At 41.2% G+C, this 26,526-nt stretch carries 23 protein-coding genes; 6 read left to right on the top strand and 17 right to left on the bottom strand.

The features are described from left to right. Positions 1–47 precede the first annotated feature (47 nt). The 4 genes from B9Y81_RS08005 to B9Y81_RS07995 form a co-directional block, all read right to left on the bottom strand. Complete coding sequence (locus B9Y81_RS08005; protein WP_085536456.1) at positions 48–2,444, bottom strand: TonB-dependent receptor; 2,397 nt, start codon at positions 2,442–2,444, stop codon at positions 48–50. A gap of 1 nt (position 2,445) precedes the next feature. Then, entirely contained in the window at positions 2,446–2,862 is a 417-nt protein-coding gene (locus B9Y81_RS08000; RefSeq protein WP_085536455.1) for a DUF2141 domain-containing protein, read from the bottom strand. Positions 2,863–3,371: 509 nt separating this feature from the next. Then, positions 3,372–3,521: a hypothetical protein gene (locus tag B9Y81_RS15280; protein WP_176221462.1), complete on the bottom strand. Its 150-nt coding sequence runs from the start codon at positions 3,519–3,521 to the stop codon at positions 3,372–3,374. Positions 3,522–3,638: 117 nt separating this feature from the next. Further along, a complete protein-coding gene (locus B9Y81_RS07995; protein WP_085536454.1) occupies positions 3,639–3,848 on the bottom strand; it encodes a hypothetical protein in 210 nt (69 codons plus the stop codon). Between the two features lie 453 nt (positions 3,849–4,301). Between B9Y81_RS07995 and hisG the strand changes: the two genes are divergently transcribed. The 6 genes from hisG to B9Y81_RS07965 are packed head-to-tail and all read left to right on the top strand — an operon-like array spanning position 4,302 to position 9,500. Next, positions 4,302–5,153 (top strand): ATP phosphoribosyltransferase, encoded by an 852-nt coding sequence (gene hisG / locus B9Y81_RS07990; RefSeq protein WP_085536453.1) that lies wholly within the window; start codon positions 4,302–4,304, stop codon positions 5,151–5,153. Next, the gene (locus B9Y81_RS07985; RefSeq protein ID WP_085536452.1) at positions 5,150–5,686 is read left to right on the top strand and encodes a GNAT family N-acetyltransferase; all 537 of its coding nucleotides are present in this window, start codon (positions 5,150–5,152) and stop codon (positions 5,684–5,686) included. Before hisG ends, B9Y81_RS07985 begins: the two co-directional genes overlap by 4 nt. Then, a complete protein-coding gene (gene hisD / locus B9Y81_RS07980) occupies positions 5,673–6,953 on the top strand; it encodes a histidinol dehydrogenase (RefSeq protein ID WP_085536451.1) in 1,281 nt (426 codons plus the stop codon). The genes B9Y81_RS07985 and hisD overlap by 14 nt, the downstream gene beginning before the upstream one ends. Then, positions 6,950–7,987, top strand: coding sequence for a histidinol-phosphate transaminase (gene hisC, locus B9Y81_RS07975; protein WP_085536450.1), 1,038 nt, complete (start codon positions 6,950–6,952; stop codon positions 7,985–7,987). Before hisD ends, hisC begins: the two co-directional genes overlap by 4 nt. Then, positions 7,984–9,111: a bifunctional histidinol-phosphatase/imidazoleglycerol-phosphate dehydratase HisB gene (gene hisB, locus B9Y81_RS07970; protein ID WP_085536449.1), complete on the top strand. Its 1,128-nt coding sequence runs from the start codon at positions 7,984–7,986 to the stop codon at positions 9,109–9,111. Before hisC ends, hisB begins: the two co-directional genes overlap by 4 nt. After that, the gene (locus B9Y81_RS07965; RefSeq protein WP_085536448.1) at positions 9,108–9,500 is read left to right on the top strand and encodes a lipocalin-like domain-containing protein; all 393 of its coding nucleotides are present in this window, start codon (positions 9,108–9,110) and stop codon (positions 9,498–9,500) included. The genes hisB and B9Y81_RS07965 overlap by 4 nt, the downstream gene beginning before the upstream one ends. A gap of 80 nt (positions 9,501–9,580) precedes the next feature. Here the strand turns inward: B9Y81_RS07965 and B9Y81_RS07960 are convergent, their stop codons facing one another. The 13 genes from B9Y81_RS07960 to B9Y81_RS07905 form a co-directional block, all read right to left on the bottom strand. Next, positions 9,581–11,704 (bottom strand): Tex family protein, encoded by a 2,124-nt coding sequence (locus B9Y81_RS07960; protein WP_085536447.1) that lies wholly within the window; start codon positions 11,702–11,704, stop codon positions 9,581–9,583. Positions 11,705–11,714: 10 nt separating this feature from the next. Further along, positions 11,715–12,953 (bottom strand): DEAD/DEAH box helicase, encoded by a 1,239-nt coding sequence (locus tag B9Y81_RS07955; RefSeq protein ID WP_085536446.1) that lies wholly within the window; start codon positions 12,951–12,953, stop codon positions 11,715–11,717. A 39-nt stretch (positions 12,954–12,992) separates the two neighbouring features. After that, positions 12,993–13,811: a transporter substrate-binding domain-containing protein gene (locus B9Y81_RS07950; RefSeq protein ID WP_085536445.1), complete on the bottom strand. Its 819-nt coding sequence runs from the start codon at positions 13,809–13,811 to the stop codon at positions 12,993–12,995. Positions 13,812–13,826: 15 nt separating this feature from the next. Further along, entirely contained in the window at positions 13,827–15,917 is a 2,091-nt protein-coding gene (locus B9Y81_RS07945) for a putative porin (RefSeq protein WP_085536444.1), read from the bottom strand. A 72-nt stretch (positions 15,918–15,989) separates the two neighbouring features. After that, positions 15,990–16,532 carry a 2-oxoacid:acceptor oxidoreductase family protein gene (locus tag B9Y81_RS07940; protein ID WP_085536443.1) on the bottom strand — a complete coding sequence of 181 codons (543 nt, stop codon included), beginning with the start codon at positions 16,530–16,532 and terminating at the stop codon, positions 15,990–15,992. Positions 16,533–16,550: 18 nt separating this feature from the next. Next, positions 16,551–17,315 (bottom strand): thiamine pyrophosphate-dependent enzyme, encoded by a 765-nt coding sequence (locus B9Y81_RS07935; RefSeq protein WP_085536442.1) that lies wholly within the window; start codon positions 17,313–17,315, stop codon positions 16,551–16,553. 11 nt (positions 17,316–17,326) lie between these two features. Further along, complete coding sequence (locus tag B9Y81_RS15275) at positions 17,327–17,497, bottom strand: hypothetical protein (protein WP_176221461.1); 171 nt, start codon at positions 17,495–17,497, stop codon at positions 17,327–17,329. A gap of 4 nt (positions 17,498–17,501) precedes the next feature. Beyond that, positions 17,502–18,581, bottom strand: coding sequence for a 3-methyl-2-oxobutanoate dehydrogenase subunit VorB (locus B9Y81_RS07930; protein WP_085536441.1), 1,080 nt, complete (start codon positions 18,579–18,581; stop codon positions 17,502–17,504). A 23-nt stretch (positions 18,582–18,604) separates the two neighbouring features. Further along, complete coding sequence (locus B9Y81_RS07925) at positions 18,605–18,832, bottom strand: 4Fe-4S dicluster domain-containing protein (RefSeq protein ID WP_085536440.1); 228 nt, start codon at positions 18,830–18,832, stop codon at positions 18,605–18,607. 101 nt (positions 18,833–18,933) lie between these two features. Continuing rightward, on the bottom strand, positions 18,934–20,385 hold the full coding sequence (locus B9Y81_RS07920; protein ID WP_085536439.1) for a tetratricopeptide repeat protein: 1,452 nt from the start codon (positions 20,383–20,385) through the stop codon (positions 18,934–18,936). Between the two features lie 31 nt (positions 20,386–20,416). Continuing rightward, a complete protein-coding gene (locus B9Y81_RS07915) occupies positions 20,417–22,117 on the bottom strand; it encodes a glutamine--tRNA ligase/YqeY domain fusion protein (protein ID WP_085536438.1) in 1,701 nt (566 codons plus the stop codon). A 73-nt stretch (positions 22,118–22,190) separates the two neighbouring features. Continuing rightward, entirely contained in the window at positions 22,191–23,501 is a 1,311-nt protein-coding gene (locus tag B9Y81_RS07910; protein ID WP_085536437.1) for a sensor histidine kinase, read from the bottom strand. 9 nt (positions 23,502–23,510) lie between these two features. Continuing rightward, complete coding sequence (locus tag B9Y81_RS07905) at positions 23,511–24,857, bottom strand: sigma-54-dependent transcriptional regulator (RefSeq protein WP_085536436.1); 1,347 nt, start codon at positions 24,855–24,857, stop codon at positions 23,511–23,513. Positions 24,858–26,526: the final 1,669 nt, after the last annotated feature.

The following is a 26,526-nucleotide window of genomic DNA, read 5'->3' as shown; positions in this document are numbered from 1 at the left end:
TAATTGTAAAATTAATGATTATTATCTTATTTGGTTTATAATATAAATTATTTTACACCGGAGGCCTTTTCTATACGTTCCTTTTCCGAGTTAAGTCCACTTTCAATTGCACGCTTTTTAACTGCTTTCCCTGCATTGAACGTGTATTGTAGCGATAGTTTTATTGACCGGGAATTCCTTGCGTCCACACTTTTTGATTTCGACATGTAACTATCCATGTTCGCGAAATAGGAGGTCTGCCGATTGAATATATTGTGGATGCCTAACGTCAGGTTCATCCGGCCGGCAAGTAGCTTTTTTTTGATCTCTGCATGAAATAAATGAGTGGGTTCAATTCCTGAATTAGCGGAATACAGCCGGCTTGTGCCGTTGTAAGAAAATTCAAGGAAGAAATCCATAGGCAGTGTGAAATTGGCCGTCGAGTTGATGAAATAGAGGTAATGACTCATCGTCTTGTCTGTTTTTACCCCACGAATATCTTGTTTTACACCGACTAAATTTGTGTTTAACGAGAACCATTTGTTGAAATTCAGCGGACTGCTTATGGCAACAAAATAGTGATTCTCGCTGGAATGATTTTCAGGAGTTATGTATTTAACTTCCGGATTTTCCGAATCGATTTTTGTTACTTCACGTATCAGGTCTTTGTGCAGATTGGCTCCGACTGTTAGCGTGTGGCGATATTTATATACTGCGGTTAGACTCATCCGGTTGATGTAAGTGGGCTTAAGCAGTGGGTTGCCGATATAATACGCGTAGTCTGAGTATTGAATACGATTTGAGTTTAAATACCAAAAGTTCGGACGTTGTATATTCCGGGCATACTGTCCCACAAGTAAAAAAGTTTTCATCGTATTAAACGAATAAGTCAGATTCAGGTTTGGAAACAGATCTGTGTACTTTTTATCCGGTTCATTTTTCCCTGTTGTAAACGTATATTCACCGCGCAAACCGGCTAAAACATCCAGACTGCCCAACCGGAATGCAAATGTAGCATAAGCGGCACTGATGTTTTCCGCATAATCCAACGCGTAATTAAATCGATCGAGTGGTCTCCATTGTTTATTGTATTGCCCCTCATACAAGGTTTCGTTTGACATTTCATTGCGGACAAAACGTACTCCTCCGGTATATTTCATCCCGTTTTGCAAACGCTTGTCCAACATCAGATCAGTAGTGTATATGCGGTAGTTCGACCACGAATTGTTGCGGTAAACGGAATCCGACCGACCATTGGGTAGCTCAAAAACAGACGCGTATTCATTTACCCCTGTAACTTTTTTATCGGTATAGTCTACAATCGTTTTAAGGATAGACCCAAGCGTATCTACCTTATATATATAGTTGAAAGTTGCCGACATATTCCGGTCTTTTTCATATTCTTCGTAGTTGCTTGTGCTATGAAACAGGGTGCCACTTGTGTTGCCGGTCGTTTCCGAGTAGGCCGGTGTTTCTGTTTTTCTTGCCCACCATTCCAGTTCCGCGCCAATACTGTTTCTTTTATTTATTTCATAAACAGCCCCCAGTCTGCCCATTGCCGATTTCGGTTTTCTGTTCATAAATGACTGAGATTGAAAAGAATCATCCGAAACATCCGGATAGGAGCGAAGTTCGGTCATTTTATTTTTGTTTGTGGGTGTTACATCTCCGGACGCGGATGCGTTTATTGTCCATTTTCCAATACGTGCGTTTATGTTTGCCGAGGGTTTGTAATAGGCGTAATTTTCACCCTGTGAGGTTTGCATCATGCCACTGCCGGTCAACCCGTTTTCCTGCTGTTTGCGTAAAACAATCCTGATTACACCCCCTTTGGAATCCGCACTGTATTCCGCTCCAGCTTGCGGCACTACTTCAACGCGTGCTATATCCGACGAACGATAATTGCGCAGATAGCCAACCAGTTCGTTGGCCGGAAGCTTTAGTTCCCGGTCATTAATATACACTTTAGTTCCGGCAGTTCCGTTGATAGAAATACCCTTCTCATCCACCCATACACCGGGGGCAAGTTGAAGCACTTCAGACGCGTCTTTGTTCATCAGCGAAGGCATATTGTTGTTGACCTGCATAATAAATCTGTCTGTTTCACGAGTGATCGTAGAGGCGGTAACCACTACTTCCGACATATTTACAAACGCATCCTCCATTTCAAATAACCCTAAATCAAGATTGCTTCGGGTAAGGTTGATTTCGTTCTCAAGCGTTTTATACGTAATGTTCTGAATGCGCATCAAGTATTTACCTTCATTAGCCGTAAAAGCGAAACAGCCTGATGTATCCGTTATTGCCGTGGTGGCCTGTTCCCCGTTCTTGAGTAGGATAATCGTCGCAAACTCAACAGGTTCATTCCGGTTGTTAAGAATACGCCCTTTGCGTTCTTGCGCAATGGCTGTTATAGAAAAAAAGAAGGAAATACTGATAAAAAAATAGAAGACTGTTCGTTTCATCTTAATTCGGATTTTGCATCATCAGTTCTTTCACGTTTATCAATCTGACCACGAGTTTATTCGTATCGTTTTCTTTCACGTTGAATTTTTCTTTGTTGTAACAAGGCTCAAGCGGTATGTTTTGTTCGTCCATATCCAGCTTGAAATTTTCATTGAGATCCTGAAAGAGTGAAATATCGACCTTTCCTGCGGGAACATCTTTTAATGTAAAAACAACGCTTTCCTTTTGTTCCACCGGAGCCATATCGTAAACCATTGCTTCCGGGTTTTTGCTGTCCTTAACAGCAACCAATATTTTCCCTTTTAATTCTTTGATGTCTTTTACTACGATTGTTAATTCGGCAGTTTGTGCCATTATACTGTTTCCGGAAACAGCTATTGTCAAGCATGCAAAAACATTGATTATTAAACTTTTCATGACAGTAATATTTAATTTGTTATTGTATTAGAAATAATATATTTCTGCAAATATAAATAAGTTTATAACATAAACCATACTGATATGCAAAATGATTTGGAATAATAAATATATTTTTGTGATTGTCTAAGATTTCTCTATGCTCAGGGAGAGCAAAACGGGAGAATTTTAAATTAAAATCAAGGGAAAATCGCCATGTTTTTAGCGTCTTTCTATATCATTGATAATCAGACCACTGAAACCTCCTAAAAACATAAAGGTTATTTTTCGAAAAATAAAGGTTATCTTTTGAAAAATAAAGGATATCTTTTTAAACATATAGTAATGCAAAAAAACAGGAATAAATATCGATTAATTTAGAGGGTCATTTCATAAAGAGATGTACAGAAAACGAATGCTTTACTTTGATGCTTAATTCGTCAGAATAGCAGGAGCAGCAAATAAAATAAGCGGTATATTTTATACCGCCCTCAGTTATAAACTCGTAAGTTGTTGAATTATCGTTAAATTTAACAGGATAATGGCGCGGACAATTTAATACCTCTTTCATTCAGAATTTTATTAATATCACCCTTTTCCCTGATACACTTAGAAAGTGCTTTCTTGTCATCAAGCATCTTTTTCAGTGCAGTTTTTTTTTCATCCTGATGCTTTGTCATAATTATAAGTAATTTTTTAGTGTTCACGACAAAAATACGAAACAATTACATACGTACAAATAAATGAACAAATTAATTAAAGATCAAACCGTATATTTAATTAATACTATTAGCTACTTATCGCTCCAGATATTCGTGTACTGGTATTATATTGATGATCATGCCGTTTTTTTCAAATGTATCGTTTTGATTGAGCGTAACGATTGTGCCCTCGTTGAGTCCGAGGTTTTGCATTGCTTCTAACAAGCCGTTATATTCTCTGTCAAAGTTTTCATCGTTTATGGTTAAGCATACTTGTATCGCTTCTTTGACTGCATTTTTCTCCATTGCTATAAAATCGCATTCTCCCCGATCTTTATAATAGAATATCTGTTTGTGTTTTCGACGAAGGTGTAAGAAGATTAAATTTTCTAATCGCCTGCCTGTATTTTCACTTGTCGATACAGAATTTTAATTAAATTCTTTCAATACAAAGATAAGATTTCTTTTAATATAATGAAAGAAGTTGAAGTCTTTGCTTTTATATATCATATAACGTACACGAAACGGTCTGTTATGAATAAAAAGGATAGAAAAATTTGGATATTCAATTATTATTGTAACTTTGCGTTTGAAATAAGTATTGAAATGAAAAGAATAAATCTACATCATCACCATCATTGTATAGCGGACATCGTTCGGTAGGCTGTGTGGTATGTAGATACTTTGATAATATATAATAAGGCTTGCCGTGTAGGTGAGCCTTTTTTTGTGCATATTTATAAATAAAAACAAATAGACATGTTAAGAATCGCAGTTCAGTCCAAAGGTCGTTTGTACGACGAAACAATGCTTTTATTAGAAGAAGCGGGAATTAAATTAAATAAAGGGAAACGTGTATTGCTTTTGTCTGCAAAAGGATTTCCGGTTGAAGTTCTTTTTCTGCGAGACGATGATATTCCGCAATCAGTTGCAAACGGTGTGGCGGATGTCGGCATTGTGGGAGAGAATGAGTATGTAGAGAAAGGCGGGCAGGCTGAATTGATCAAACGTCTTGGTTTTAGTAAATGCCGTTTGTCGCTGGCTATTCCGAAGGATGAGGAGTATAACGGAGTTGAGTGGTTTGAAGGTAAAACGATCGCTACTTCGTATCCAGGTATTTTGGAAGCTTTTTTGAAGCAAAACAAGGTAAAAGCAGAACTTCATGTGATTAGTGGCTCGGTAGAGATTGCTCCGGGTATTGGTTTGGCAAATGCGATTTTTGATATCGTAAGCTCGGGGAGTACATTGGTGAGTAACCGCCTGAAAGAGGTTGAGGTGGTGATGAATAGCGAGGCATTATTGATCGCGAATAAAAAACTGACTGAAGAGAAAAAAGAAGTGCTAAATGAACTTCTGTTCCGTTTTGCGGCCATCCAGGAAGCGGAAGGAAAGAAATATGTGTTGTTGAATGCGCCGAGAGAAAATCTGAATGAAATTATCCGTGTTCTGCCCGGAATGAAGAGTCCTACGGTTACGCCATTGGCTGATAGCGAGTGGGTTTCTATCCAGTCGGTAATCGCGGAGAAGCATTTTTGGGAGATCATCGGGAAACTAAAATCGTTGGGTGCGGAAGGTATTTTAGTGTTACCTATTGAAAAAATGATCTTATGATACGCATCACAGACGATATACAATTAATACCTTTGTGTTTGGACGATATTTCGGATATCTTCCGGATGCTGAATGATGAGCGCGAATATATGCGTGAATGGTTGCCCTTTGTGGATAATACACAGCAGGAAGAAGATACTGCGAATGCAGTTGTGCAGATGCTGCAATCGCCTTCCGAACAATTTACTATTCGTTACATGGGTATTTTTGTCGGACTGGTTGGTTTTAAGGATTTTGACGATTCAAATCATAAAATCGAGATTGGCTACTGGCTTTCTCAATATCAACAGGGAAACGGTATCATGACACGCTCGGTGGATGCTTTGCTTGATTACGCTTTCGAACAATTGAATATGAACCGTGTGCAGATAAAGGTAGCGGTTGATAATAAAAAGAGTAACCGCATTCCGCAAAAGCTGGGTTTCAAGTTTGAAGGAGTTGAACGTGACGGTGAATTATTAGCCGATAATAAATATACTGACATTAATGTTTATAGTCTGCTGAAAAAAGAATACAAGAATGGAAATCATTAACTATCCCGACAGAAGCAATTGGCCCGAACTGGCTAAACGCCCGGCGATGGATGTAAGTATACTGTTTGATACGGTTAATCCCGTATTGGCAGCGGTGCGAACAGAGGGCGATGAGGCCGTAAAGCGGTATGAGGAGAAATTTGACAAAGTAACATTGGATACGCTTCGAGTTTCTGCGGATGAGATCAAACGAGCTGAAGAAAACGTGCCGGCTGAACTTAAACAGGCGATACAAACAGCTTATGCGAATATCGCGCGATTTCATGCGGCTCAGGAATTTACAGGAGAGAAAATTGAAACAACCCCGGGTGTTGTTTGCTGGCAGAAGGCGGTAGCTATCGAAAAGGTAGGACTTTATATCCCCGGAGGAACGGCTCCGCTGTTTTCAACTGTGCTGATGCTTGCTGTTCCCGCGCGTATTGCCGGATGTAAAGAAATTGTTCTTTGTACGCCGCCGGATGTTAACGGTAATGTGCACCCGGCTATTTTATTTGCCGCCAAGACTGCCGGTGTACATATAATAATTAAAGCGGGGGGGATACAGGCCATTGCTGCTATGGCCTATGGCACAGCGTCTGTTCCGAAAGTAGACAAGATTTTCGGTCCGGGTAATCAATATGTAACTGCCGCTAAGCAATTGGTCAGTTTGAAGGATGTAGCTATCGATATGCCTGCCGGACCTTCTGAAGTGCAGGTTATTGCCGACGAAACCGCCAATCCGGACTTTATCGCAGCCGATTTCTTGTCGCAAGCGGAACATGGAGTGGATAGTCAGGCTATATTGGTGACGACTGATAAAGCGCTGATCTCTCGCGTAGAGGAAGCGATTAACAGCCAGTTAAACGATTTGCCACGCAAGGAAATTACAGCTAAGGCACTTGTGCATAGTCGTATTGTATTACTCAAAGATATGGATGAAGTAATTGCATTTACGAATCTATACGCACCGGAGCATTTGATTATTCAAACCAAAGATTATGCTGCCGTAGCCGAGCGTGTAGAGAACGCCGGAAGTGTTTTTTTAGGGGCATATACTCCTGAAAGCGCAGGCGACTATGCTTCCGGTACGAACCATACCTTGCCGACCAATAGGTATGCCCGGGCGTATAGCGGTGTGAATCTCGACAGCTTTATTAAGAAGATTACTTTTCAGGAGATATCCGCAGACGGGATACGTAATTTAGGTGATACCATCCGGGTGATGGCTGCTAACGAACAACTTGAAGCGCATCGCAATGCCGTAACTGTAAGACTGAATACGCTATGACAGAACTCAATAAATTAGTAAGACAAAGTGTGCTGAAGATGAAACCTTACTCTTCCGCGCGAGACGAATACCAGGGTGAAGCATCTATTTTCCTGGATGCGAATGAAAACCCGTTCAACACACCGTATAACCGTTATCCTGATCCGTTACAATGGGCGGTGAAGGAAAAGATCGGTCAGCTAAAGGGAGTACGTAAAGAGAATATTTTGCTGGGAAATGGGAGTGACGAACCGATTGATTTGCTTATTCGCGCGTTTTGCGATCCAGGTAAGGATGCGATAACTTCTATCTCGCCATCGTATGGTATGTATGAGGTGTCGGCTGAGGTAAATAATGTGGAATTTCGTAAGGTGAAACTTACGCCGGCCTTTGAATTGGATGCGGAAAAACTGCTTCGCGTTGCGGGAGAAGATTCTAAGTTGATTTTTCTTTGTTCTCCGAATAATCCGACCGGAAATAATCTCAGCCGCAAGGAAATTCACAAGGTGTTAGCTAATTTTCATGGATTGGTGGTTGTGGATGAGGCATATATTGACTTTTCTTCCGCGCCTTCTTATATCGGTGAACTGAGCAAGTACCCGAACTTAGTGGTGTTGCAAACTTTTTCGAAAGCCTGGGGAGCGGCAGCTATACGTCTGGGTATGGCATTTGCTTCGCCGGAGGTAATCGGTTTGCTGAATAAGATAAAGTATCCCTACAATATCAATCAATTAACACAGGAATTCGCGCTACGCTTACTTCTGGATGAAAACAAGATGAAAGAACAACTTGTTTTACTATTGGAAGGGCGTACGCTGTTGGAGCGACGCCTCCGTGAATTACCGTGTGTAAAAACAATATACCCTTCAGACGCCAACTTTATTCTGGTACGCGTTACGGATGCCACCGGCATTTACAACCGATTGGTCGAGAAGGGAATTATTGTGCGCAACCGTACTAATGTAGCCTTATGTGAGGGCTGTCTTCGCATAACTGTGGGCACGGAAGAGGAGAATAATCAACTATTAAACGAACTGGAAAAGATACAATCATGAAAAGAGCTTTGTTTATTGACCGTGATGGAACATTGGTGCTGGAACCGCCTGTAGACTATCAATTAGATAGTCTTGAGAAATTGGCATTCTACCCCAAAGTGTTCCGTAATTTGCATTTTATACGGAAACAGCTCGATTTTGAGTTTGTGATGGTCAGCAATCAGGATGGTTTGGGTACTGATTCTTTTCCTGAAGATACTTTTTGGCCGGCGCATAATTTGATGATGAAGACACTTGAAGGTGAAGGTATTCATTTTGACGAGGTACTGATCGATCCTTCTTTTCCGGAAGATAATTCGCCGAATCGTAAGCCGCGTACGGGTATGCTTGGCAAATACCTGAGTAAGGAATACGATTTGGAAAACAGCTATGTTATCGGCGACCGACTGACTGATGTGGAACTTGCGGCTAATCTTGGAGCTAAGGCCATTTGGCTACGCAGTCCCGAAGGTGCGGAAGCTGAACTAAAGGCGTATGCGCGTGAGCTTCGGCCAACGCTTATTACCGACGACTGGGATAAGGTTACTGAATATCTTTTTGCCGGTGAACGCACGGCTACTGTGCAGCGCACAACCCACGAAACGGATATTTATATCTCCCTGAATCTGGATGGCAGCGGCAAGACTGAAGTTTCCACCGGTCTCGGATTTTTTGATCACATGCTCGACCAGATCGGTAAGCACTCGGGGATGGATTTGACTGTCCGTGTGAAAGGCGACCTTAATGTGGATGAGCATCATACCATTGAAGATACAGCTATTGCTCTCGGTGAAGCGTTACTAAAAGCGCTTGGTAACAAGCGGGGAATCGAGCGTTATGGTTATTGTTTGCCGATGGATGATTGCCTCTGTTCTGTAGCCCTTGATTTCGGCGGACGCTCTTGGTTGGTTTGGGACGCCACGTTTAATCGTGAACGGGTAGGGGATATGCCAACTGAAATGTTTCTTCATTTTTTCAAGAGCTTAAGTGATGCCGCTCGCATGAATCTGAACATTAAAGCCGAAGGAGAGAACGAACATCACAAAATAGAAGGTATCTTTAAGGCCTTGGCGCGATCGATCCGTATGGCTATCCGCCGGGATGTATATAATTTTACGTTACCAAGCACAAAAGGAGTTTTATGATAAGACGAATAACAGCGCTGCTCGCGGGATTATTGATCCTTGTTTCATGCAGCAAAGACGATGATGACAAACTTGAAGGAAAATGGCAACTTAGACAGGTTGTGGAAAGCGGACAGATTACAGCCGTAGATACTGTTTTCTATAATTTTCAGACTTCACTGTTCATGTATCAGGTGTATGATCCTGCCACTGACGGAATGAAGCATCGCTATGGTTTTAAAACACTTGAAGCCGACAAACAACTGCTTCTCCAACTTGAATATGACGGTGACTTTCTGCAACTGACCGATTGGGATAGCGTGAAAGAATCTTTTACTATCGAACGGCTTAAGGGGAAGGAACTTATACTCCTGAGGAACGAGAAACGGTATATTTTCCGCAAATTCTGATTTTAAAGGAATAGAGGAGTTGTTAAAAGTACGTGATTCCGGATTGTAGTAGGAATCACGTACTTTTGGTTTATTTTGTTTTACAGCTTCATGCTGAGTTGTATTCTTTTACGCCCCATGTCAACGCTCAGTACTTTTACGGTAACATGCTGATGGATGGAAACTACTTCTGTAGGGTCGCTAACAAAACGGTCGGCCAGTTCTGAAATATGCACCAAGCCGTTTTCTTTAACTCCTACATCTACAAAACAGCCAAAGTTTGTAATGTTAGTTACAATTCCGGGCAATACTTGTCCCTCACGCAAATCCTCAATCGTCTTGATTGTCGGGTCGAAAGAAAAGACTTGTATCGTCTGACGTGGATCACGTCCGGGCTTGTCCAACTCTTCCATAATATCTTGTAGCGTGGGAATACCTACCTTGTCGGAAACGTACTTCCTGAGATCGAGTTTCTTTTTAAGTTCTTTGTTCTTGACTAACTCTTCCACTGTACATTGCAGATCGGCTGCCATTTGCTCTACCACAGGATAACTTTCCGGATGTACCGCGGAATTATCCAACGGGTTTTTACCGCCTTGTATACGAAGGAAGCCTGCGCATTGCTCAAAAGCTTTTTCACCCATACGGGGAACCTTCAGTAATTCCCGGCGACTTTGGAAGGCACCATGCTCGGTACGGTATTCCACAATGTTTTTTGCCAGCGTTGGTCCCAGACCGGATATATACGTCAGCAGGTGTTTGCTGGCGGTATTTACATTTACCCCCACCGCATTAACACAACTCTCTACGGTTTGATCAAGACTTTTTTTCAGCGAACCTTGATCAACGTCGTGCTGATATTGCCCTACGCCAATGCTTTTGGGGTCGATCTTCACCAGTTCAGCCAACGGATCCATCAAACGGCGTCCGATACTGATCGCACCACGCACCGTAACATCATAGCTTGGGAATTCTTCACGCGCTATTGGTGAAGCAGAGTAGATAGAAGCTCCATTCTCACTGACAACAAATACTTGTACCTTCCGGTCGTAGCGAATGTCGGTGATGAACTTTTCCGTTTCGCGACTTGCTGTTCCGTTACCGATCGCGATAGCATCGATAGCATAAGTTTCTACCAGATGAGCTACCTTGGAAGTTGCTTTACTTCGTTCGTTCTGCGGAGGATTAGGATAGATTGTTTCGTTGTGCAGCAGTGTGCCCTGCGCATCAAGACAAACTAATTTACACCCCGTGCGATAACCCGGATCAACACCGAGAACACGCTTCTGCCCAAGCGGAGCAGCAAGAAGCAGTTGCTTCAGGTTTTCAGCGAAAACACGGATGGCTTCTTCATCTGCTTTTGTTTTACTGAGGTTGGCGTATTCTGTTTCTATAGATGGCTTCAGTAATCTTTTGAAAGCGTCCTCCACGGCTGTTTCAACCTGTCCGGAAGCTTCTCCGCGTCCTTTAACGAAGCGATTCTTGAGGCGATCCACACAGTTTTCCGTATCCGGTGAGATGCTTACACGCAGTATCCCTTCGGCTTCACCACGACGCAGGGCAAGCAATCGATGAGATGTGGTGCGCTTAAGCGGTTCGGAGAAATCAAAATAATCCTGGTATTTGGCACCTTCTTCTTCTTTTCCCTTAATTACTTTAGCTGTGATAACGGCTGTTCGTTCGAAGCTGTTGCGCACATTATTACGCGCGTCTTCATTTTCATTCACCCATTCGGCGATAATATCACGTGCGCCTTGAAGCGCTTCGTCTTCATTTTTTACCTCGTCGTTTAAAAAAGGAAGTATGCGTGTGGAAAGGTCGCGTTCATTCTGAATGAAAACAATTTCGGCCAACGGTTCCAGTCCTTTTTTACGTGCTATCTCTGCTTTGGTTTGCCGTTTGGGCTTGTAGGGTAAGTAGAGGTCTTCCAACTCAGTGGCATCCCACGAGTCCTCGATTCGTTTCTTAAGATCGGCGGTGAGTTTGCCTTGTTCCTCGATAGAGGTAAGAATCGTAGTTTTACGTTTTTCTATTTCAGTGAGTTTGTCGAGGCGATCTTTGATCTGGCTAATCTGTACCTCGTCTAATCCTCCTGTTGCTTCTTTCCTGTAACGACTGATGAAGGGGATAGTTGCCCCTTCGCCCAGCAGTTCGATGGTCTTGTTTACTTGTCTGTCCGGGATGTTCAATACCCGGGAGATAAGCGTATGAAATAATGTATTCATGCTAATGGAATTATTTTCGCTGTCTGCCTCTTGGGCTTACAGGGTATTTTCCTGTTGGTCTTCCCCCACGACCTCTCCTTTGTTTGTTTTTATCCGGTTCGTAAAGTGGAGCTTCACCGATGATTGGATCGACAGGAATTTTATATACGTTCTTTTGTAAGAAATCTTCAATTTTTTTGAAAGAATATTGTTCTTCTACCGATACAAATGTAATTGCAAGACCTTCTCCTCCGGTACCGCGAGCCGTACGTCCGATGCGGTGTACATAATCTTCCGGATCATGCGGAATATCGAAGTTAACCACCAGTCTAATGTCATTGATGTCGATACCACGTGAAACCACATCTGTGGCTACAAGAATGTCGATACGTCCGTTTTTGAACTCCTTCATTACCTCTTCGCGCTGACTTTGTTCTAAATCAGAGTGCATAGCTGCAACGTTAAACTTCAGGCGTTTGAGTGTAGAGGCGAGTTCTTTAACTTTTAACTTAGACGAAGAAAAAATAATTACCCGCTGTGGACGGCTTTCTACGAAGAGATGCTGCAAAATAGCTATTTTTTGCGGTTCGTAACAAATATAGGCCGTTTGCATAATGGATTCGGGAGGTCGGGAAATGGCAATCTTTACTTCTTCCGGGGTTTTCAGGATACTCTTTGCCAAAGTACGAATCTTAGGAGGCATAGTGGCAGAGAACATGATTGTCTGACAACTCTTGGGTAATTCCTTATAGATGGACATGATATCCTCAAAGAAACCCATATCAAGCATACGATCAGCCTCGTCAAGAATAAAGAAGGATACGTGTGAAAAGTCAATGTTGCCAAGTTTCATGTGTGAAAGCAATCGTCCGGGTGTAGCGATAATGATATCCGCTCCCATCTCTATGCCTCGCTTTTGTTGTTCCCAGGCTATACCGTCTGTTCCTCCATAAACGGCTACGGCAGAAACCGGAACAAAATAGGTGAATCCCTCTATTTGTTGATCTATTTGTTGGGCCAATTCTCTTGTGGGAGCCATGATAATGGCGTTTATCCCGTTTGAAGCATGCTGGCCCTTGCTCAGTTCATTAATTACCGGAAGCACATATGCCGCGGTTTTACCAGTGCCTGTTTGAGCGCAGGCAATCACATCTTTCCCTTCTAATATAATGGGGATCGTGAGCTCCTGTACGGGTGTGGTCTCCAGAAAATTCATGGCATCCAACCCATCTAATACGGCATCTTCAAGCTCTAATTCATCAAATCTCATGTGTACTTCGTAATATGTATAGTGTAAAGATAAACATAATTAATGTTTCTTGTAGTAACGTTTGTATATATTGTCATATACACCGCTTTTCTTGATCCGTTCAATCCAACCGTTTAGACTGTCTAAGAGGATAGGGGCGTCTTTTCTTACCACCCAAGATTGCAACTGGGTGAAGCTAATGTCTGTATCTATGTCTATCTGAGGATATATCTCTTGGTAAGTTTTAGCTATTTGCTGATCGCAGACCGCGTAATCAATTTCTCCTTTCGCCACTTTAATGATCAGTTGCTCCTCGGAATAAGTCTGATCTTCGATCACATAGATTGAATCGCCGATTTCAGCTTCCAGATTTTGTATGCGGAGTAGAGCAGGGGAACCTTCGGGTATATACAATTCTTTTCTTGCAAGATCAAGCTGTGTCCTTATCGGAGGAATGCTGTCGTCTGTAGATCGTTGTACTAATACTTGTTTGTTCAGCACAATCGGGTCGGAAAATAAAAAATCTTCCCTCTTTTCAGAAGTGACAGGTATATTTTGCGCGATAATGTCGTATTTGCCATCTGCTAATTGCCTGAAGCTATTTGATAACCGGCTACCTAAACTGATCTGTACTTCAAGTCCGGATATGTTGGATATCGCCTGACTCAGTTCGTATTGAAATCCTTCTATGGTATCTCCTGAAATGTAATAACCGGATTGATTATATTCTGTGATGATACGAAGTATACCCTCTTGTTGTATTTCCGGATAATCCCTTATAACCTTATTTTTAGTAAGAGAAAACCAAATGCCGGTCATGGCAGCGATAACCACCAAAAGAAGAACTATGTAAATGGTCAGTAGTTTTTTATGCTTCATAAGTGGCGGATCAGGTTAGTTGTTGAAATTAACAGAGATGCCAATCTTCAGGTGCATCGGGTTGAGTGGGTAGCTTGCCAGAGAAAAGTAATTCGGGTCTGTAAACAAAGTACTAATATTGTACATCATCAGGAAGAAACGTGTTTGTTTCAAATGGAAGTTTACATAAGCATTTACTAACGGATAGTTCCCTACTTTCATCTCTTTTCCTTTTCGCTGTAGTTGGAATTGTTGTGTTGCCGGTTCGTAATACGGTGCATCATATTCGGTAAAATAATGCGCGTCAGCTCCAATCTGAACAGTCAGTACCTTGGCCAACTTTGTTTTGAGATAAATATTGGAGTATGCCGTGATTTCCGGTAACGGAAGTTCTTTCTTTTCGCTACTGAGCTGATAGGCTATTTCATTTTCCCATCCAAAAGCTTTATAATGGAAATCCTGCTTAACTTTTGCCGTAATTACTTGTATGTTATTGCCGGATTGTTCCGGTACTCCATCGGCATTAAAAAATACATAATTCTCAATGCTTTCCACACCAGCTGATAAGGTTGTTTTGGTAGCTTCTATTTTTGCTTCACCACCAACATAAACTTGTTTAATGTTCTTCAGGTTGTTTTCCCACCAAAAATAACGGGAATAAAAATGCCTCTGATAGAATGCAGGGGTCGTGTTGTTTATATGTCCGTTTACCCTTAAGGATAGCTCTTTATTGAATAAATTGAACTTGGTCTGTAACTCTCCGGTTAGTCTGAATTCTCCTATATCATCACCAATAATACTTAGTTCACCGCGGGCATTATAAGTCAGCATACTGCCTTGTCTCTTGTATAACTCACCTCCGATATAAGTAGAAGATTCGCTGTAGTCTTTTATCAGTGGAAAATCTAATGATTCAAGGGTTGGATATGAATCCCAGTTATCACTGAATATGGGTGAATTCTTTAGCTCTTCCGGTTGAGATTGAAGTCTGAACTTTCGCTGTTCAATCCGGATGAAAGCAGTAAGTCCAAGTTTAACCCAATCCTGGAAACCCTCACGAAGAGAAAGAGCAAATGTGTTTTTGTAATTCCAAGAAGACATCCTGTCATTTAATTCCGGATCTAAATTGTAAACACCCTGATAGCAAGTGTCGATAACACTTGTCTGACTTGAGTAAAACCGTCTTCTGTAATCTTCGTATTCAAACGTGTGAATAATACTTGATACCGGTACGAAAATTTCTTTTGCATTTCCCTCTTCGTCAACTTGATCAATGGATCTGGTAAATCCCAGATTGTAACGATGTGTCAGAAAATATTGTTTGTTTCTTACCCGATTCCAGGCAGCGTTGTAACGTACAGGCAACTCTTTTGACTTAGGAATTTGTCCGTTTTGTAAATTATTATCCGGGTCTCTAATATATTTGGGATCAGTTATCCCGCCATTTTCATTAATCACGAAATGCTGATTGCTTAAATAAGCATTGAGTTCATACCGGTCACTTCTATAGCTTCCAAACAATCTGTAGCTTACCTGTTTTGTCCCGTTTGAATTATAAAAACCACGTCCGTATACGTAATCGAAGTCTCCTCCGATATTAATTTTTTTTCCGAAGTTGGTTGTCAGAACTGCTTTCAGCCGTTCCTCTTTGTTTATGCTGGCCCCTCCGAAAGTATATGTTACATTGGAATAGGGTGTTTTCGCATCATAAAACAACAGGTTTTGCGAGGTATATTTATAATAATTATATCCATCAGCGAAAATGAAGTCGTTAGCCTCTTTCCTGTCGGAAAAAATATGACTTTGAGCCGGAGAACCCATATTGCCGAGATAACCAACAGAAAGTCCATGCCCATCAATTAATGTGCTGTTGGCGTAGTTTAGTCGGTTGGTATCCATCGGGGCGATATAAGAATCACCAATATCCTTTGTGAGCGAATAACCGATAATACGCTTGTTTTTTAATTCTGCACTGTCTGCAAATAATATACTATCCGGCAAAGCATTCTTTGATGAAGAAAGGTTCGAAAGAGAGAAACTCCCACGCTGTCCTCCACCGCCTCGTTGGGCATGAGATGTTGTTGCTGATATGAATATGATAATGAATATGTATACGCAATACTTCATGGGATGCAAAGATAAAAGAAAAGGGCGTTTCTACGAAAGAAACACCCCTCATTATAATCTTTTAGCATGAGACTATACCTTACGAATAATCTCCATTCCTTTCTTGATAGCTTCTTCATTCATCGGAATCAGTTTATGGTGACGTTCCGGTAATGATTTTTTTAATCCCAGCAGTACATTTTCTATCTTAACCATCGGCGAAACTTTCAGAAGTCCTCCTAAGATAAGCATATTGAATGCTTTTTCGTTCTGCATTTCAGTCACAGCATCCATCGCGTCTACACGATAAACGTCAATGTCTGTTCTTTTCACAGGTGTGTGGATTCCATACCCGTCGTAGATAAGAATACCTCCCGGCTTTACCTTGCTCTCGAACTTGTCAAGCGAGGGTTGATTTAGAATGATCGCTACGTCAAATTCGTTTAGAATCGGCGAGCTAATCGGTGCGTCACTAAGTATGACTGTTACATTAGCTGTTCCACCACGCTGTTCAGGTCCGTAAGAGGGCATCCAGCTAACTTCTTTTCCTTCCATCAAGCCGGAGTAGGCTAAGATTTTTCCCATAGACAATACACCTTGCCCTCCGAATCCAGCTATAATAATTTCCTTTTTCATTCGTGTAAGCGTTAAGTATTAATCCACATTTTTTAAATCTCCTAACGGATAGGCCGGAAACATATGTTCTTCCATCCATTTGTTTGATTGAGCCGGTGTCATTTTCCAACCGGAAGAACAAGTTGAAACAAACTCTACCACAGAGGTTCCTTTACCCATCATTGAGTTTTCAAAAGCCTTACGCAGCATCTTTTTGGCTTTTCTAACAGCCGCGGGAGTATGTACGCTTTGACGAGTTACAAGGCAAGTACCTTCCAACTGTGCTAATAAGTTGGATATTTTAAGTGGATGACCATTTAAGTTAATGTCGCGTCCGTAAGGCGTTGTTGAAGTCGACATGTGTTCAAGTGTGGTAGGAGACATCTGTCCGCCTGTCATTCCATAGATTGCATTGTTAACAAATACGATAACAATATTCTCTCCACGATTAGCCGCATGAATCGTTTCTGCTGTACCGATAGCCGCTAAGTCGCCGTCTCCCTGATAGGTGAAAACCATTTTCTCAGGATTAAGGCGTTTAGATGCAGTAGCTACGGCCGGCGCACGACCGTGTGCAGCTTCGATCCAGTCTATGTCTAAGTAATTATACGCGAAAACAGCACAACCAACCGGAGATATACCGATTGTTTTTTCTTTCATACCCATTTCCACAATGACTTCAGCAATAAGCTTATGGATAACTCCATGGCTACAACCCGGGCAATAATGCATCGGGGCGTCATTCATCAATTCCGGTTTTTTATAGACCAGATTTTCCGGTTTAATTATATCGCACAATTCCATAAATACTGTTTTTATTTGAAAAATCTGAGCGCATACTGAGTAATACGTAATAATAACGCGATACCGGCAAACGATAAAAAATAAACCCTGTTGCTGGCAAATAGCAGACATGCACCTGCGATAACCGCCAGAACCATAAAAATAATAGTCATTAATTGATCAGTCTTACCTCCACGTTCCATATTCTCAGCGTATTTTTTGTTTAAAAGCTTCTAATATTTCATCAGGAGTAAATACTATACCTCCCAATCTTCCGAAATGTTCAACCTTAACTTTTCCATTTACCGCAAGACGAATGTCTTCTACCATTTGTCCGGCGTTGAGCTCAACAGACAGGATGCCTTTTACTTTAGATGCGTAATTATTTATTACCTCAGTCGGGAAAGGCCAAAGCGTTATCGGACGCAATAATCCTAATTTAATACCTTCGTTACGTGCGTTTTCCACAACCTTTTGGCAAATACGTGCTGACGATCCGAATGCAACAAGCAAATACTCCGCGTCTTCGCAATGAAATTCTTCATATCTCACTTCGTTCTCACTGATTTTTTTGTATTTAGCCTGAAAACGTATGTTGTTCTCTTCCATCTTTGACGCATCAAGCTCCAGAGATGTAATTACATTTGGTTTACGTCCTGCAGGTTTTCCTTGAGCAGCCCAAGGAGTTTCCGCGATAATTTCGGCTTCTGTCTTTCTGGGTAGGAAAGGAGGCAGAACCACTTTTTCCATCATCTGACCGATAATGCCATCAGCCAGTATGATCGCCGGATTTGAATACTTAAATGCTAATTCAAAACCTAATCCGACAAAGTCTGCCATTTCCTGAACTGAATACGGGGCAAGCGTAATTAACTTGTAATCACCATGTCCACCCCCTTTTACTGTTTGGAAATAATCCGCCTGACTGGGTTGGATAGTTCCCAATCCCGGGCCTCCTCGCATTACATTAACAATAAGGCAGGGTAATTCAGCACCTGCGATATAAGAGATCCCTTCTTGCTTCAGACTAACACCCGGACTTGAGGACGACGTCATTACACGTTTTCCCGTACCGGCTCCTCCATATACCATATTTATTGCAGCCACTTCACTTTCAGCCTGCAATACCACCATTCCGGTAGTTTTCCACGGCTTTTCAACCGTAAGGGTTTCAAGTATTTCTGATTGAGGAGTAATAGGGTAACCGAAGTAGCCATCCACGCCATAGCGAATAGCAGCATGGGCAACGGCCTCGTTTCCCTTCATTAATTTTATATCATCTTCCATTCCGGTTTAAGATTGAGTAAGTTTCACACTTTAACTTTATAGATAGTTAAACATCCGTCCGGACATACCAAACCACAACTGGAACAACCAATGCAGTCATCCGGATTTTTCATGTACGCGTAGTGGTATCCTTTATTGTTTACCTCGCGTGGATGAAGTTCTAAAACACTTGTAGGACAGGCGGTAACACAAAGGTCGCAACCTTTGCATCTTTCCTGATCAACCACAACCGCTCCTTTAATTTTAGCCATAAACTACTAATTATGTATTACCGCGTAGACTCACAAAGTTAAGAACTAATGTGATAAAACCAAGACGAATCGGAGAATTATCTGATAACGCTTTATGTCATTTAATTTCTGTGACCTTTGTTTTTAAGGTATTCTTTTGTCAGGTTTTCGGGTTCAATATGTTTACTTTCAAGGTTTCGTAGCAAATCGTCCAGATCAATGCCGGATTTGTTGAAAAAGTCGGCCAGTTCTTCCTGGGGAGTTAAATTATAATATTTATTGAACGCCTCAATATCACCAAGAGACAAATAGGCCATGGCGATATACATCGTGATCAGCGGCATCTTCGGATCAATATTAAGAATTTTCAGATAATATTTCAACGCTTCCCGGATGTCATTTTTCAAGTTCAGGTATTGAGCTGTTTGAAAAAGACTTTCGGCATTGTCCACTAAGCTGTCGTTTGCTTCATCGATCAGACGGAATAATTTTTCGGTAATTTCTTTTGCTTCCTTATCCTTACCGTCTTCCGTATATTTTATAGCAAGGATTGAAAGCAGACGAATGTTGTCCGGGTATAACTCAAGAGCCTTGTTGAGAATAACGGTAGCTTCTGTTTCCCTTTCCGTTTCCATACAACAACGTATGAAGTTCAGAAAAGTAGAGATATCTTCAACCGAATTAGTCTCTTTCTCACTCAGGTGTTTTTTTAATAACCGGTAAGCTTCTTCGTACTTCTCCTGTTTAATATAACATTCAGCCAACAACGGTGTTATTCTGTCCCGCAGACTATTATCCGTGTCAATGATATCCGAATATACCTCAATGGCCTTTTCAAAGTTGTCGTTCATATATAAACAATAGGCTTTGAGAATCTTCAATTCAATATCCGAATCATCACAAGTCAACGCGAAGTCAAAAGCTTCTATCGCCTTTTCGTAATCAGCCGACATGGAATATAAACGGCCCAGCATAAACCAATAATCTACCGAATAAGGGTTTTTGTCTATAAGTTCATTGCATATTTTAATCGCGCCATCAATATCTCCTATAGCCTCAAGATGTAAGCAAAGTTCATCTTTGAGTATCATGTTGTTTGGAAATATCTTCAATCCGCGCTGAATGAAATCCGACGTTTCCTCATTCATATCCATATCACTGATAATCGGAGCGAGATACTCAAAAACCTCTTCCAGCTCCTCCCGATCATCATTCAGGTGAGCTTCAATATAACTAACCACCTTGTGGTATTGGTCTAAGGCGCAATAGCATTCCAAACGCAGCAAATCTAATTCAAGATGAGCTGCGTCAGAAATGCTGTCTACTAAATCTAATGCTTGATTGAACTCCTCTTTATATATGAGCAGTTTGCATTGTCTGATGCGTAATTCCGTGCTGCCCGGATGTAGTCGTAACCCAAGTGAAAGAATCGCTTCATAATGGGTATAATCCTCCCGATCTTCCAGGCGTTCAAGAATATCATCAATCTCATCAGCGTCAAAATAGATTTCTTTTCCAGCCTTTTGAGCAGCTAAAAATTTATCCAGAAGATGAGACGCTTTGTTTTGTTTCATATTTCGACTCCTTCTCTGTTGAATAAAGCTATCAGGACTTGTCTTTTACTTTTGTCCAAGTGTCTTTCAACGAGACTGTTCTGTTAAAAATAAGTTTTCCTTCCTTGCTGTCAGGGTCTAAATTGAAATAGCCCAGACGTTGGAATTGAAAATGATCATAAGGTTTCGCTTTTGCCAATTCGGCTTCAACCCTGCAATTACGCAATACGGTTAGCGAATCAGGATTTAATAGCTCATGGAAATCTTTGTCTTTTTCTTCACTCGGATTTTCAGCCATGAACAACCTGTCGTATAAACGAACTTCGGCCGGCAAACTGTGCGCTGCCGATACCCAGTGTAGTGTACCTTTGATCTTACGGTTGCTATCCGGCATTCCGCTTTTCGTCATCGGGTCAAACTCGGCGTAGATTTCAACAATTTCACCGTTTTCGTCTTTTTTACAGCCCGTACATTTCACTATATAAGAACTTTTCAGGCGTACTTCCTGACCGGGTGTCATACGGAAGAATTTCTTTGGCGCATCTTCCATGAAGTCTTCGCGTTCAATATATAATTCACGTGAAAATGCAATTTCATGTGTACCCGCAGATAAATCTTCCGGGTTGTTTACCGTTTCAAGCATTTCAACCTGTCCTTCCGGATAATTGGTGATGATCAGCTTTACCGGATTTATAACAGCCGAAACACGTGGTGCTATTTTGTTCAAATCCTCGCGAACAGCATGTTCAAGCAATGCGACATCAATTATGCCGTCGTATTTTGTATAACCAATCTTATCAATAAAATTACGAACGGATTGCGAGGTGTAACCACGGCGCCGGAATCCGCAGATAGTCGGCATTCGGGGGTCGTCCCAGCCATTAACCAAACCTTCTTTTACCAATTGGAGCAGCTTACGCTTACTCATAACGGTGTAAGTTAAGTTCAGACGGTTAAATTCAATCTGACGAGGGCGGTAATTGTCATCTTCCTTCAATTCGTCAATAAAATAATCATATAAAGGACGATGCACTTCAAATTCAAGCGTACAGATCGAATGCGTTACGCCTTCAAAGAAATCACTCTGTCCGTGAGCGAAGTCATACATCGGATAAGCTTTCCAGTCTGTGCCTGTACGATGATGAGGATGTTTGATGATTCGATAAATAATCGGATCACGGAAATGCATATTCGACGAGGCCATATCGATTTTAGCACGTAAAATCATACGTCCTTCCTCAAATTCGCCTTCGTTCATTCTTTTGAATAGATCAAGACTTTCTTCAATCGGGCGATTTCTATAAGGACTTTCTACTCCCGCTTGTGTGGGTGTTCCTTTTTGAGCAGCGATTGTTTCAGCACTTTGTTCATCTATATACGCCTTTCCTTCCTTGATTAATTTAACCGCGAAATCCCAAAGTTGCTGGAAATAATCAGAGGCATAATAAATTTCGTTCCAGTGGAATCCTAACCATTGAATATCTTCTTTAATGGAATCCACATACTCCACATCTTCTTTAACAGGGTTTGTGTCGTCGAAACGTAGATTACAAACACCATTATAGCGTTCAGCAATGCCAAAATCAATGCAAATTGCTTTAGCATGACCTATATGTAAATAACCGTTTGGTTCCGGTGGGAAACGCGTCTGAACACGTTTGCTGTTTTTACCTTCAGTCAAATCCTTTTCTACAATGGATTCAATAAAATTCAAGCTCTTTTTGCCTTCCTCGCTTACTTTCACATCGCTCATATTGCACTCGGTTTGTTTTTAAGAATGCAAATGTAACGATTTCTTCACAAGCGGCATAATGAAAGCTCTATTTTCACGGGAATGTGAGCGAGAAGCATGTACGCTCAGAAGTTGTTCTGACCGTAAGGCTGCCTCCGGATAATCGCATGATTTGACGAGACACGGAAAGACCAATTCCATTCCCCCGCTTTTTTGTAGTGAAAAAAGGTACGAAAATATGCTCCAGTATGTCCGGAGGGATAGCCGGACCGTTATTACCTATTTCCATAATCACCGCCTCCTGACTGTCTGTGTATGCTTTAATTACAATAAGACCGTCACTCTTTTCATCTCCTATGGCTTCTAAGCTGTTTTTTAATAGGTTCAGAACAACCTGACTGATCAGATTTTCATCAGCGTACACAATTAAATCTTCCTGTGGGATATCCAGTTCTACACGAACGTTTGGGTAGTTTTTTTGATGCAAAGCAAGCTGTCGCATACGCTTTGCAAATGTCTTCACATAAAAAAGAGTAGGATTTGGAGTGGGTAAATGGGTGAATTTCCGGTAAGATTCTACGAACAACATAAGGCTTTTGCCCGTTGAATTAATAACCTGCAACCCATCGTTAATTTCTTTGTTGACATTTCCGTGTGTCGAAAGAAGGGTCTCACTCAATGAGGTGATCGGTGTGATGGAATTCATTATTTCATGCGTCAATACACGGGTAAGTCGTATCCATGAATCTATCTCCTTTTCATCTAATTCCTTGTTGATATCGTTAATTGCTATGATGCGGACGTTTTTTGACTGAAGCTGCATGCCGGAAACCTGAATAAGCAGATGTACCAATCCGCGCTCGTTGTGAAAACTGATTTGTTCTTTTGTGCCGGGTTGCGCTTTTGTTACTGCCTCTTCTAATTTCAGATCGATTTTGGAGAGCTGTTTCACATGTGTGAAAACAGTCATTCCCAAAAGACGCAGTGCTTCTTTGTTTGTTTGAAACACATATCCTCCTTCGTCAACAACAATAATTCCTGTATTAACGAAATTAATAATCAGTTCGTAGTATTTCTCTTTTTGTATTACTTCGGCTTTCGCCTGAAATAAAATCTTGTTTATCCGGTTAAGAGAATTATTCACTAATTCATCGGAAGAGGAAGTACCTCTTTCAGCAAAATTGAAGGCCTGATCTCCATTATCAATGGAGTCAAACAGAAAAGCGACCTTTTGCGCGTTTTTTTTATATATTTTTCGGAGTGTCAGGAAAAGAAGAACCCAAAAGAAAACGATTATTCCGAACAATATCCATTCTTTCCGCATAGCAAGATAGGCTCCGGCAGCAGACAGTGCTGACAGCAGAAGTAAAACAAATGAGAGTCTTTTTAATAATATCCTCAACATATCGTTTGCCTACAATTCGTAACGTTTAATCTTGTTGTATAGGGTTTGTCTTGAAATGCCCAGCTGCTGAGCTACTAATGACATGTTCCCTTCAAACTGATCAATGGTTTCCTTAATCAGCTTGTATTCCATCTCTTCCAGTGTCGTGATTTCTTTCTGAACTTTATTCTTGTTTTTGTTCAGGTCAATAGAAACCTCGTCTAATGTGTCCGATTCATTAATAATGACAGCCTTTTCGATTGTATGCTCAAGTTCGCGAATATTTCCGGACCATACGTGCTGCATTAATTTAGCCTTAGCCTCGGTAGTCAGTCGCATGTTTTGTTTTCCGTAAATGGTGCAGTATTTGAACAGGAATATTTCTGCCAGGCGGATAATATCTTCCCGGCGTTCTCGCAACGAAGGTATTCTTACGTGTATCGTATTGATCCGATATAAAAGGTCTTCACGAAATTCATCCTTCTCAACCATTTTCTCCATGTCTCTGTTTGTCGCGCAAATTAAGCGTATATCTATAGGTATAGGTTTGTTGCTGCCTACTCTTACCACTTTACGACTTTGCAATACGGTGAGAAGTTTCGCTTGCAGGTGATAGGGCAGATTGCCAATCTCATCCAGAAACAGTGTTCCCTCATTGGCTGCTTCAAACTTACCGGGGCGATCCGCGTTCGCATCCGTAAATGCGCCTTTCACATGTCCGAACAGTTCACTTTCAAATAGCGTTTCAGTGATTGCACCCATGTCTACCGGGATCATGATGTTGTTTTTGCGCTTAGACAAAGCATGAATTTCCCGTGCGAGCATTTCTTTTCCCGTGCCGTTTTCTCCTGTTATCAGTATATTCGCATCCGTAATAGCTACCTTTTCAATCAAAGCGCGTAATTGTTGCATAGCTTTGCTTTCCCCCCAAACCATGCAGTTTGCAATTGGCGAAAGCGTACTTGTTGCCCCTTTTTTGCCTTTCCGGTTATTATCAAATGCTGCGGCTTTCAGTAATGTTTGTACCAATTTGTCGTTATCCCATGGCTTAACCACAAAATCGGCAGCCCCTTCTTTAATTCCTTTTACGGCAAGATCAATATCTGCATAGGCTGTGAAAAGTACTACCGGAAGGGATGGGTTTACTTTTTTTATTTCAGTAAGCCAAAATAAACCCTCATTCCCGGTATTAATGCCGGACTTAAAATTCATATCCAGCAAAACTACATTCGGCGTTTCTTTTGATAAGACAGACTTGATTTGTTCGGGAGTGGTGATTGTGATGATTTTTTCAAAAGAAGTTTTCAGCAACATTTTCATCGCTGTCAGAATCGCTTTATTATCATCAACTACTAATATTGTACCCTGTATTGGCATTGTGTGGACTCATTTCTTTTGAATGTTCAAAGGTAATCAAAAGATTCATAATTAATACTTCACGTATTGTGATCTCTTACTTTATCATCACAACCCTTCCCTCCCTGTCATCTCGACCGAAGTGGAGAGATCTCTGCATGTGGCTTCGTTTAAGAATAGTCCGATGGTATGAGATCTTTCGACAGGCTCAAGATGACATTGGATGGGACAGGGTTTTAAGGGGTTTCACCCCTGCGACCCCACATCATTTTTTGGCTTGATCCAAAAAACGAAGCAAAAAAGATCAAGGCTGCACTTCCTTCGCTAAAAAACACTGCGCTTTCGCTAAACAAATCGAAAACTCGCTGCGCTCAAACAACGATTTGTTTTTAACGCTTTCGCTCCGGGTTTTTCTTAACGCTCATCCAATGAGGCCGTTTTTTTCACGGCTCGCCGCTTGGCGCGGCATCGCGCTCTTTTTCGGGTAGGAATCACCCTTTTCTTTGGTTGATAAGGACGAAAAACTTTCGCCCCTTCATTCCTATTATCTTTCTCCTCCCTGTCATCTTGACCGAAGTGGGGAGATCTCTGTATGTGGCTTCGTTTAAGAATAGTTCGACGGTATGAGATCTTTCGACAGGCTCAAGATGACATTGGTTAATGGTTTGATACGCTCAATATAGGTGTCTCTGCTGTGGAGAATTGAAGGAAACGTAATCATAGTGTTTGTTTTATTTGTAGTTATACTTATAGTTTACTCTAAATATAGCTGTTATTATAATCATACTTATAATAATTGGGTTAAAGTGTGGTTATTATAAACATACCCTCTTTGTAAATACAACCACCCTCCCTGTCATCTCGACCGAAGTGGAGAGATCTCTGCATGGAGCTTCGTTAAAGAATAGTTCGACAGTATGAGATCTTTCGACAGGCTCAAGATGACAAGGGGAAGGAACCACCCTCCTTGTCATCTTGACCGAAGTGGGGAGATCTCTGTATGTGGCTTTGTTAAATAATAGTTCGATGGTATGAGATCTTTCGACAGGCTCAAGATGACATTGGTTAATGGTTTGATACGCTCAATATAGGTGTCTCTGCTGTGGAGAATTGAAGGAAACGTAATCATAGTGTTTGTTTTATTTGTAGTTATACTTATAGTTTACTCTAAATATAGCTGTTATTATAATCATACTTATAATAATTGGGTTAAAGTGTGGTTATTATAAACATACCCTCTTTGTAAATACAACCACCCTCCCTGTCATCTCGACCGAAGTGGAGAGATCTCTGCATGGAGCTTCGTTAAAGAATAGTTCGACAGTATGAGATCTTTCGACAGGCTCAAGATGACAAGGGGAAGGAACCACCCTCCTTGTCATCTTGACCGAAGTGGGGAGATCTCTGTATGTGGCTTTGTTAAATAATAGTTCGATGGTATGAGATCTTTCGACAGGCTCAAGATGACATTGGTTAATGGTTTGATACGCTCAATATAGGTGTCTCTGCTGTGGAGAATTGAAGGAAACGTAATCATAGTGTTTGTTTTATTTGTAGTTATACTTATAGTTTACTCTAAATATAGCTGTTATTATAATCATACTTATAATAATTGGGTTAAAGTGTGGTTATTATAAACATACCCTCTTTGTAAATACAACCACCCTCCCTGTCATCTCGACCGAAGTGG

This window comes from Massilibacteroides vaginae (genome assembly GCF_900178525.1).
GTDB lineage: Bacteria > Bacteroidota > Bacteroidia > Bacteroidales > Tannerellaceae > Massilibacteroides > Massilibacteroides vaginae.
This window is presented reverse-complemented; position numbering and strand designations above follow the sequence as displayed.

What these genes read in the sequence shown, in the direction of transcription:
- B9Y81_RS07940 (WP_085536443.1), bottom strand. Translation starts at nt 16,532, where the DNA reads ATGAAAAAGGAAATTATTATAGCTGGATTCGGAGGGCAAGGTGTATTG.
- B9Y81_RS07905 (WP_085536436.1), bottom strand. Translation starts at nt 24,857, where the DNA reads ATGCCAATACAGGGTACAATATTAGTAGTTGATGATAATAAAGCGATT.
- hisG (WP_085536453.1), top strand. Translation starts at nt 4,302, where the DNA reads ATGTTAAGAATCGCAGTTCAGTCCAAAGGTCGTTTGTACGACGAAACA.
- B9Y81_RS07955 (WP_085536446.1), bottom strand. Translation starts at nt 12,953, where the DNA reads ATGAGATTTGATGAATTAGAGCTTGAAGATGCCGTATTAGATGGGTTG.
- B9Y81_RS07945 (WP_085536444.1), bottom strand. Translation starts at nt 15,917, where the DNA reads ATGAAGTATTGCGTATACATATTCATTATCATATTCATATCAGCAACA.
- B9Y81_RS07910 (WP_085536437.1), bottom strand. Translation starts at nt 23,501, where the DNA reads ATGTTGAGGATATTATTAAAAAGACTCTCATTTGTTTTACTTCTGCTG.
- hisB (WP_085536449.1), top strand. Translation starts at nt 7,984, where the DNA reads ATGAAAAGAGCTTTGTTTATTGACCGTGATGGAACATTGGTGCTGGAA.
- B9Y81_RS07995 (WP_085536454.1), bottom strand. Translation starts at nt 3,848, where the DNA reads ATGGAGAAAAATGCAGTCAAAGAAGCGATACAAGTATGCTTAACCATA.
- B9Y81_RS07965 (WP_085536448.1), top strand. Translation starts at nt 9,108, where the DNA reads ATGATAAGACGAATAACAGCGCTGCTCGCGGGATTATTGATCCTTGTT.
- B9Y81_RS07985 (WP_085536452.1), top strand. Translation starts at nt 5,150, where the DNA reads ATGATACGCATCACAGACGATATACAATTAATACCTTTGTGTTTGGAC.
- B9Y81_RS07950 (WP_085536445.1), bottom strand. Translation starts at nt 13,811, where the DNA reads ATGAAGCATAAAAAACTACTGACCATTTACATAGTTCTTCTTTTGGTG.
- B9Y81_RS07915 (WP_085536438.1), bottom strand. Translation starts at nt 22,117, where the DNA reads ATGAGCGATGTGAAAGTAAGCGAGGAAGGCAAAAAGAGCTTGAATTTT.
- B9Y81_RS08005 (WP_085536456.1), bottom strand. Translation starts at nt 2,444, where the DNA reads ATGAAACGAACAGTCTTCTATTTTTTTATCAGTATTTCCTTCTTTTTT.
- hisC (WP_085536450.1), top strand. Translation starts at nt 6,950, where the DNA reads ATGACAGAACTCAATAAATTAGTAAGACAAAGTGTGCTGAAGATGAAA.
- B9Y81_RS07960 (WP_085536447.1), bottom strand. Translation starts at nt 11,704, where the DNA reads ATGAATACATTATTTCATACGCTTATCTCCCGGGTATTGAACATCCCG.
- B9Y81_RS07925 (WP_085536440.1), bottom strand. Translation starts at nt 18,832, where the DNA reads ATGGCTAAAATTAAAGGAGCGGTTGTGGTTGATCAGGAAAGATGCAAA.
- hisD (WP_085536451.1), top strand. Translation starts at nt 5,673, where the DNA reads ATGGAAATCATTAACTATCCCGACAGAAGCAATTGGCCCGAACTGGCT.
- B9Y81_RS07920 (WP_085536439.1), bottom strand. Translation starts at nt 20,385, where the DNA reads ATGAAACAAAACAAAGCGTCTCATCTTCTGGATAAATTTTTAGCTGCT.
- B9Y81_RS07935 (WP_085536442.1), bottom strand. Translation starts at nt 17,315, where the DNA reads ATGGAATTGTGCGATATAATTAAACCGGAAAATCTGGTCTATAAAAAA.
- B9Y81_RS15280 (WP_176221462.1), bottom strand. Translation starts at nt 3,521, where the DNA reads ATGACAAAGCATCAGGATGAAAAAAAAACTGCACTGAAAAAGATGCTT.
- B9Y81_RS15275 (WP_176221461.1), bottom strand. Translation starts at nt 17,497, where the DNA reads ATGGAACGTGGAGGTAAGACTGATCAATTAATGACTATTATTTTTATG.
- B9Y81_RS07930 (WP_085536441.1), bottom strand. Translation starts at nt 18,581, where the DNA reads ATGGAAGATGATATAAAATTAATGAAGGGAAACGAGGCCGTTGCCCAT.
- B9Y81_RS08000 (WP_085536455.1), bottom strand. Translation starts at nt 2,862, where the DNA reads ATGAAAAGTTTAATAATCAATGTTTTTGCATGCTTGACAATAGCTGTT.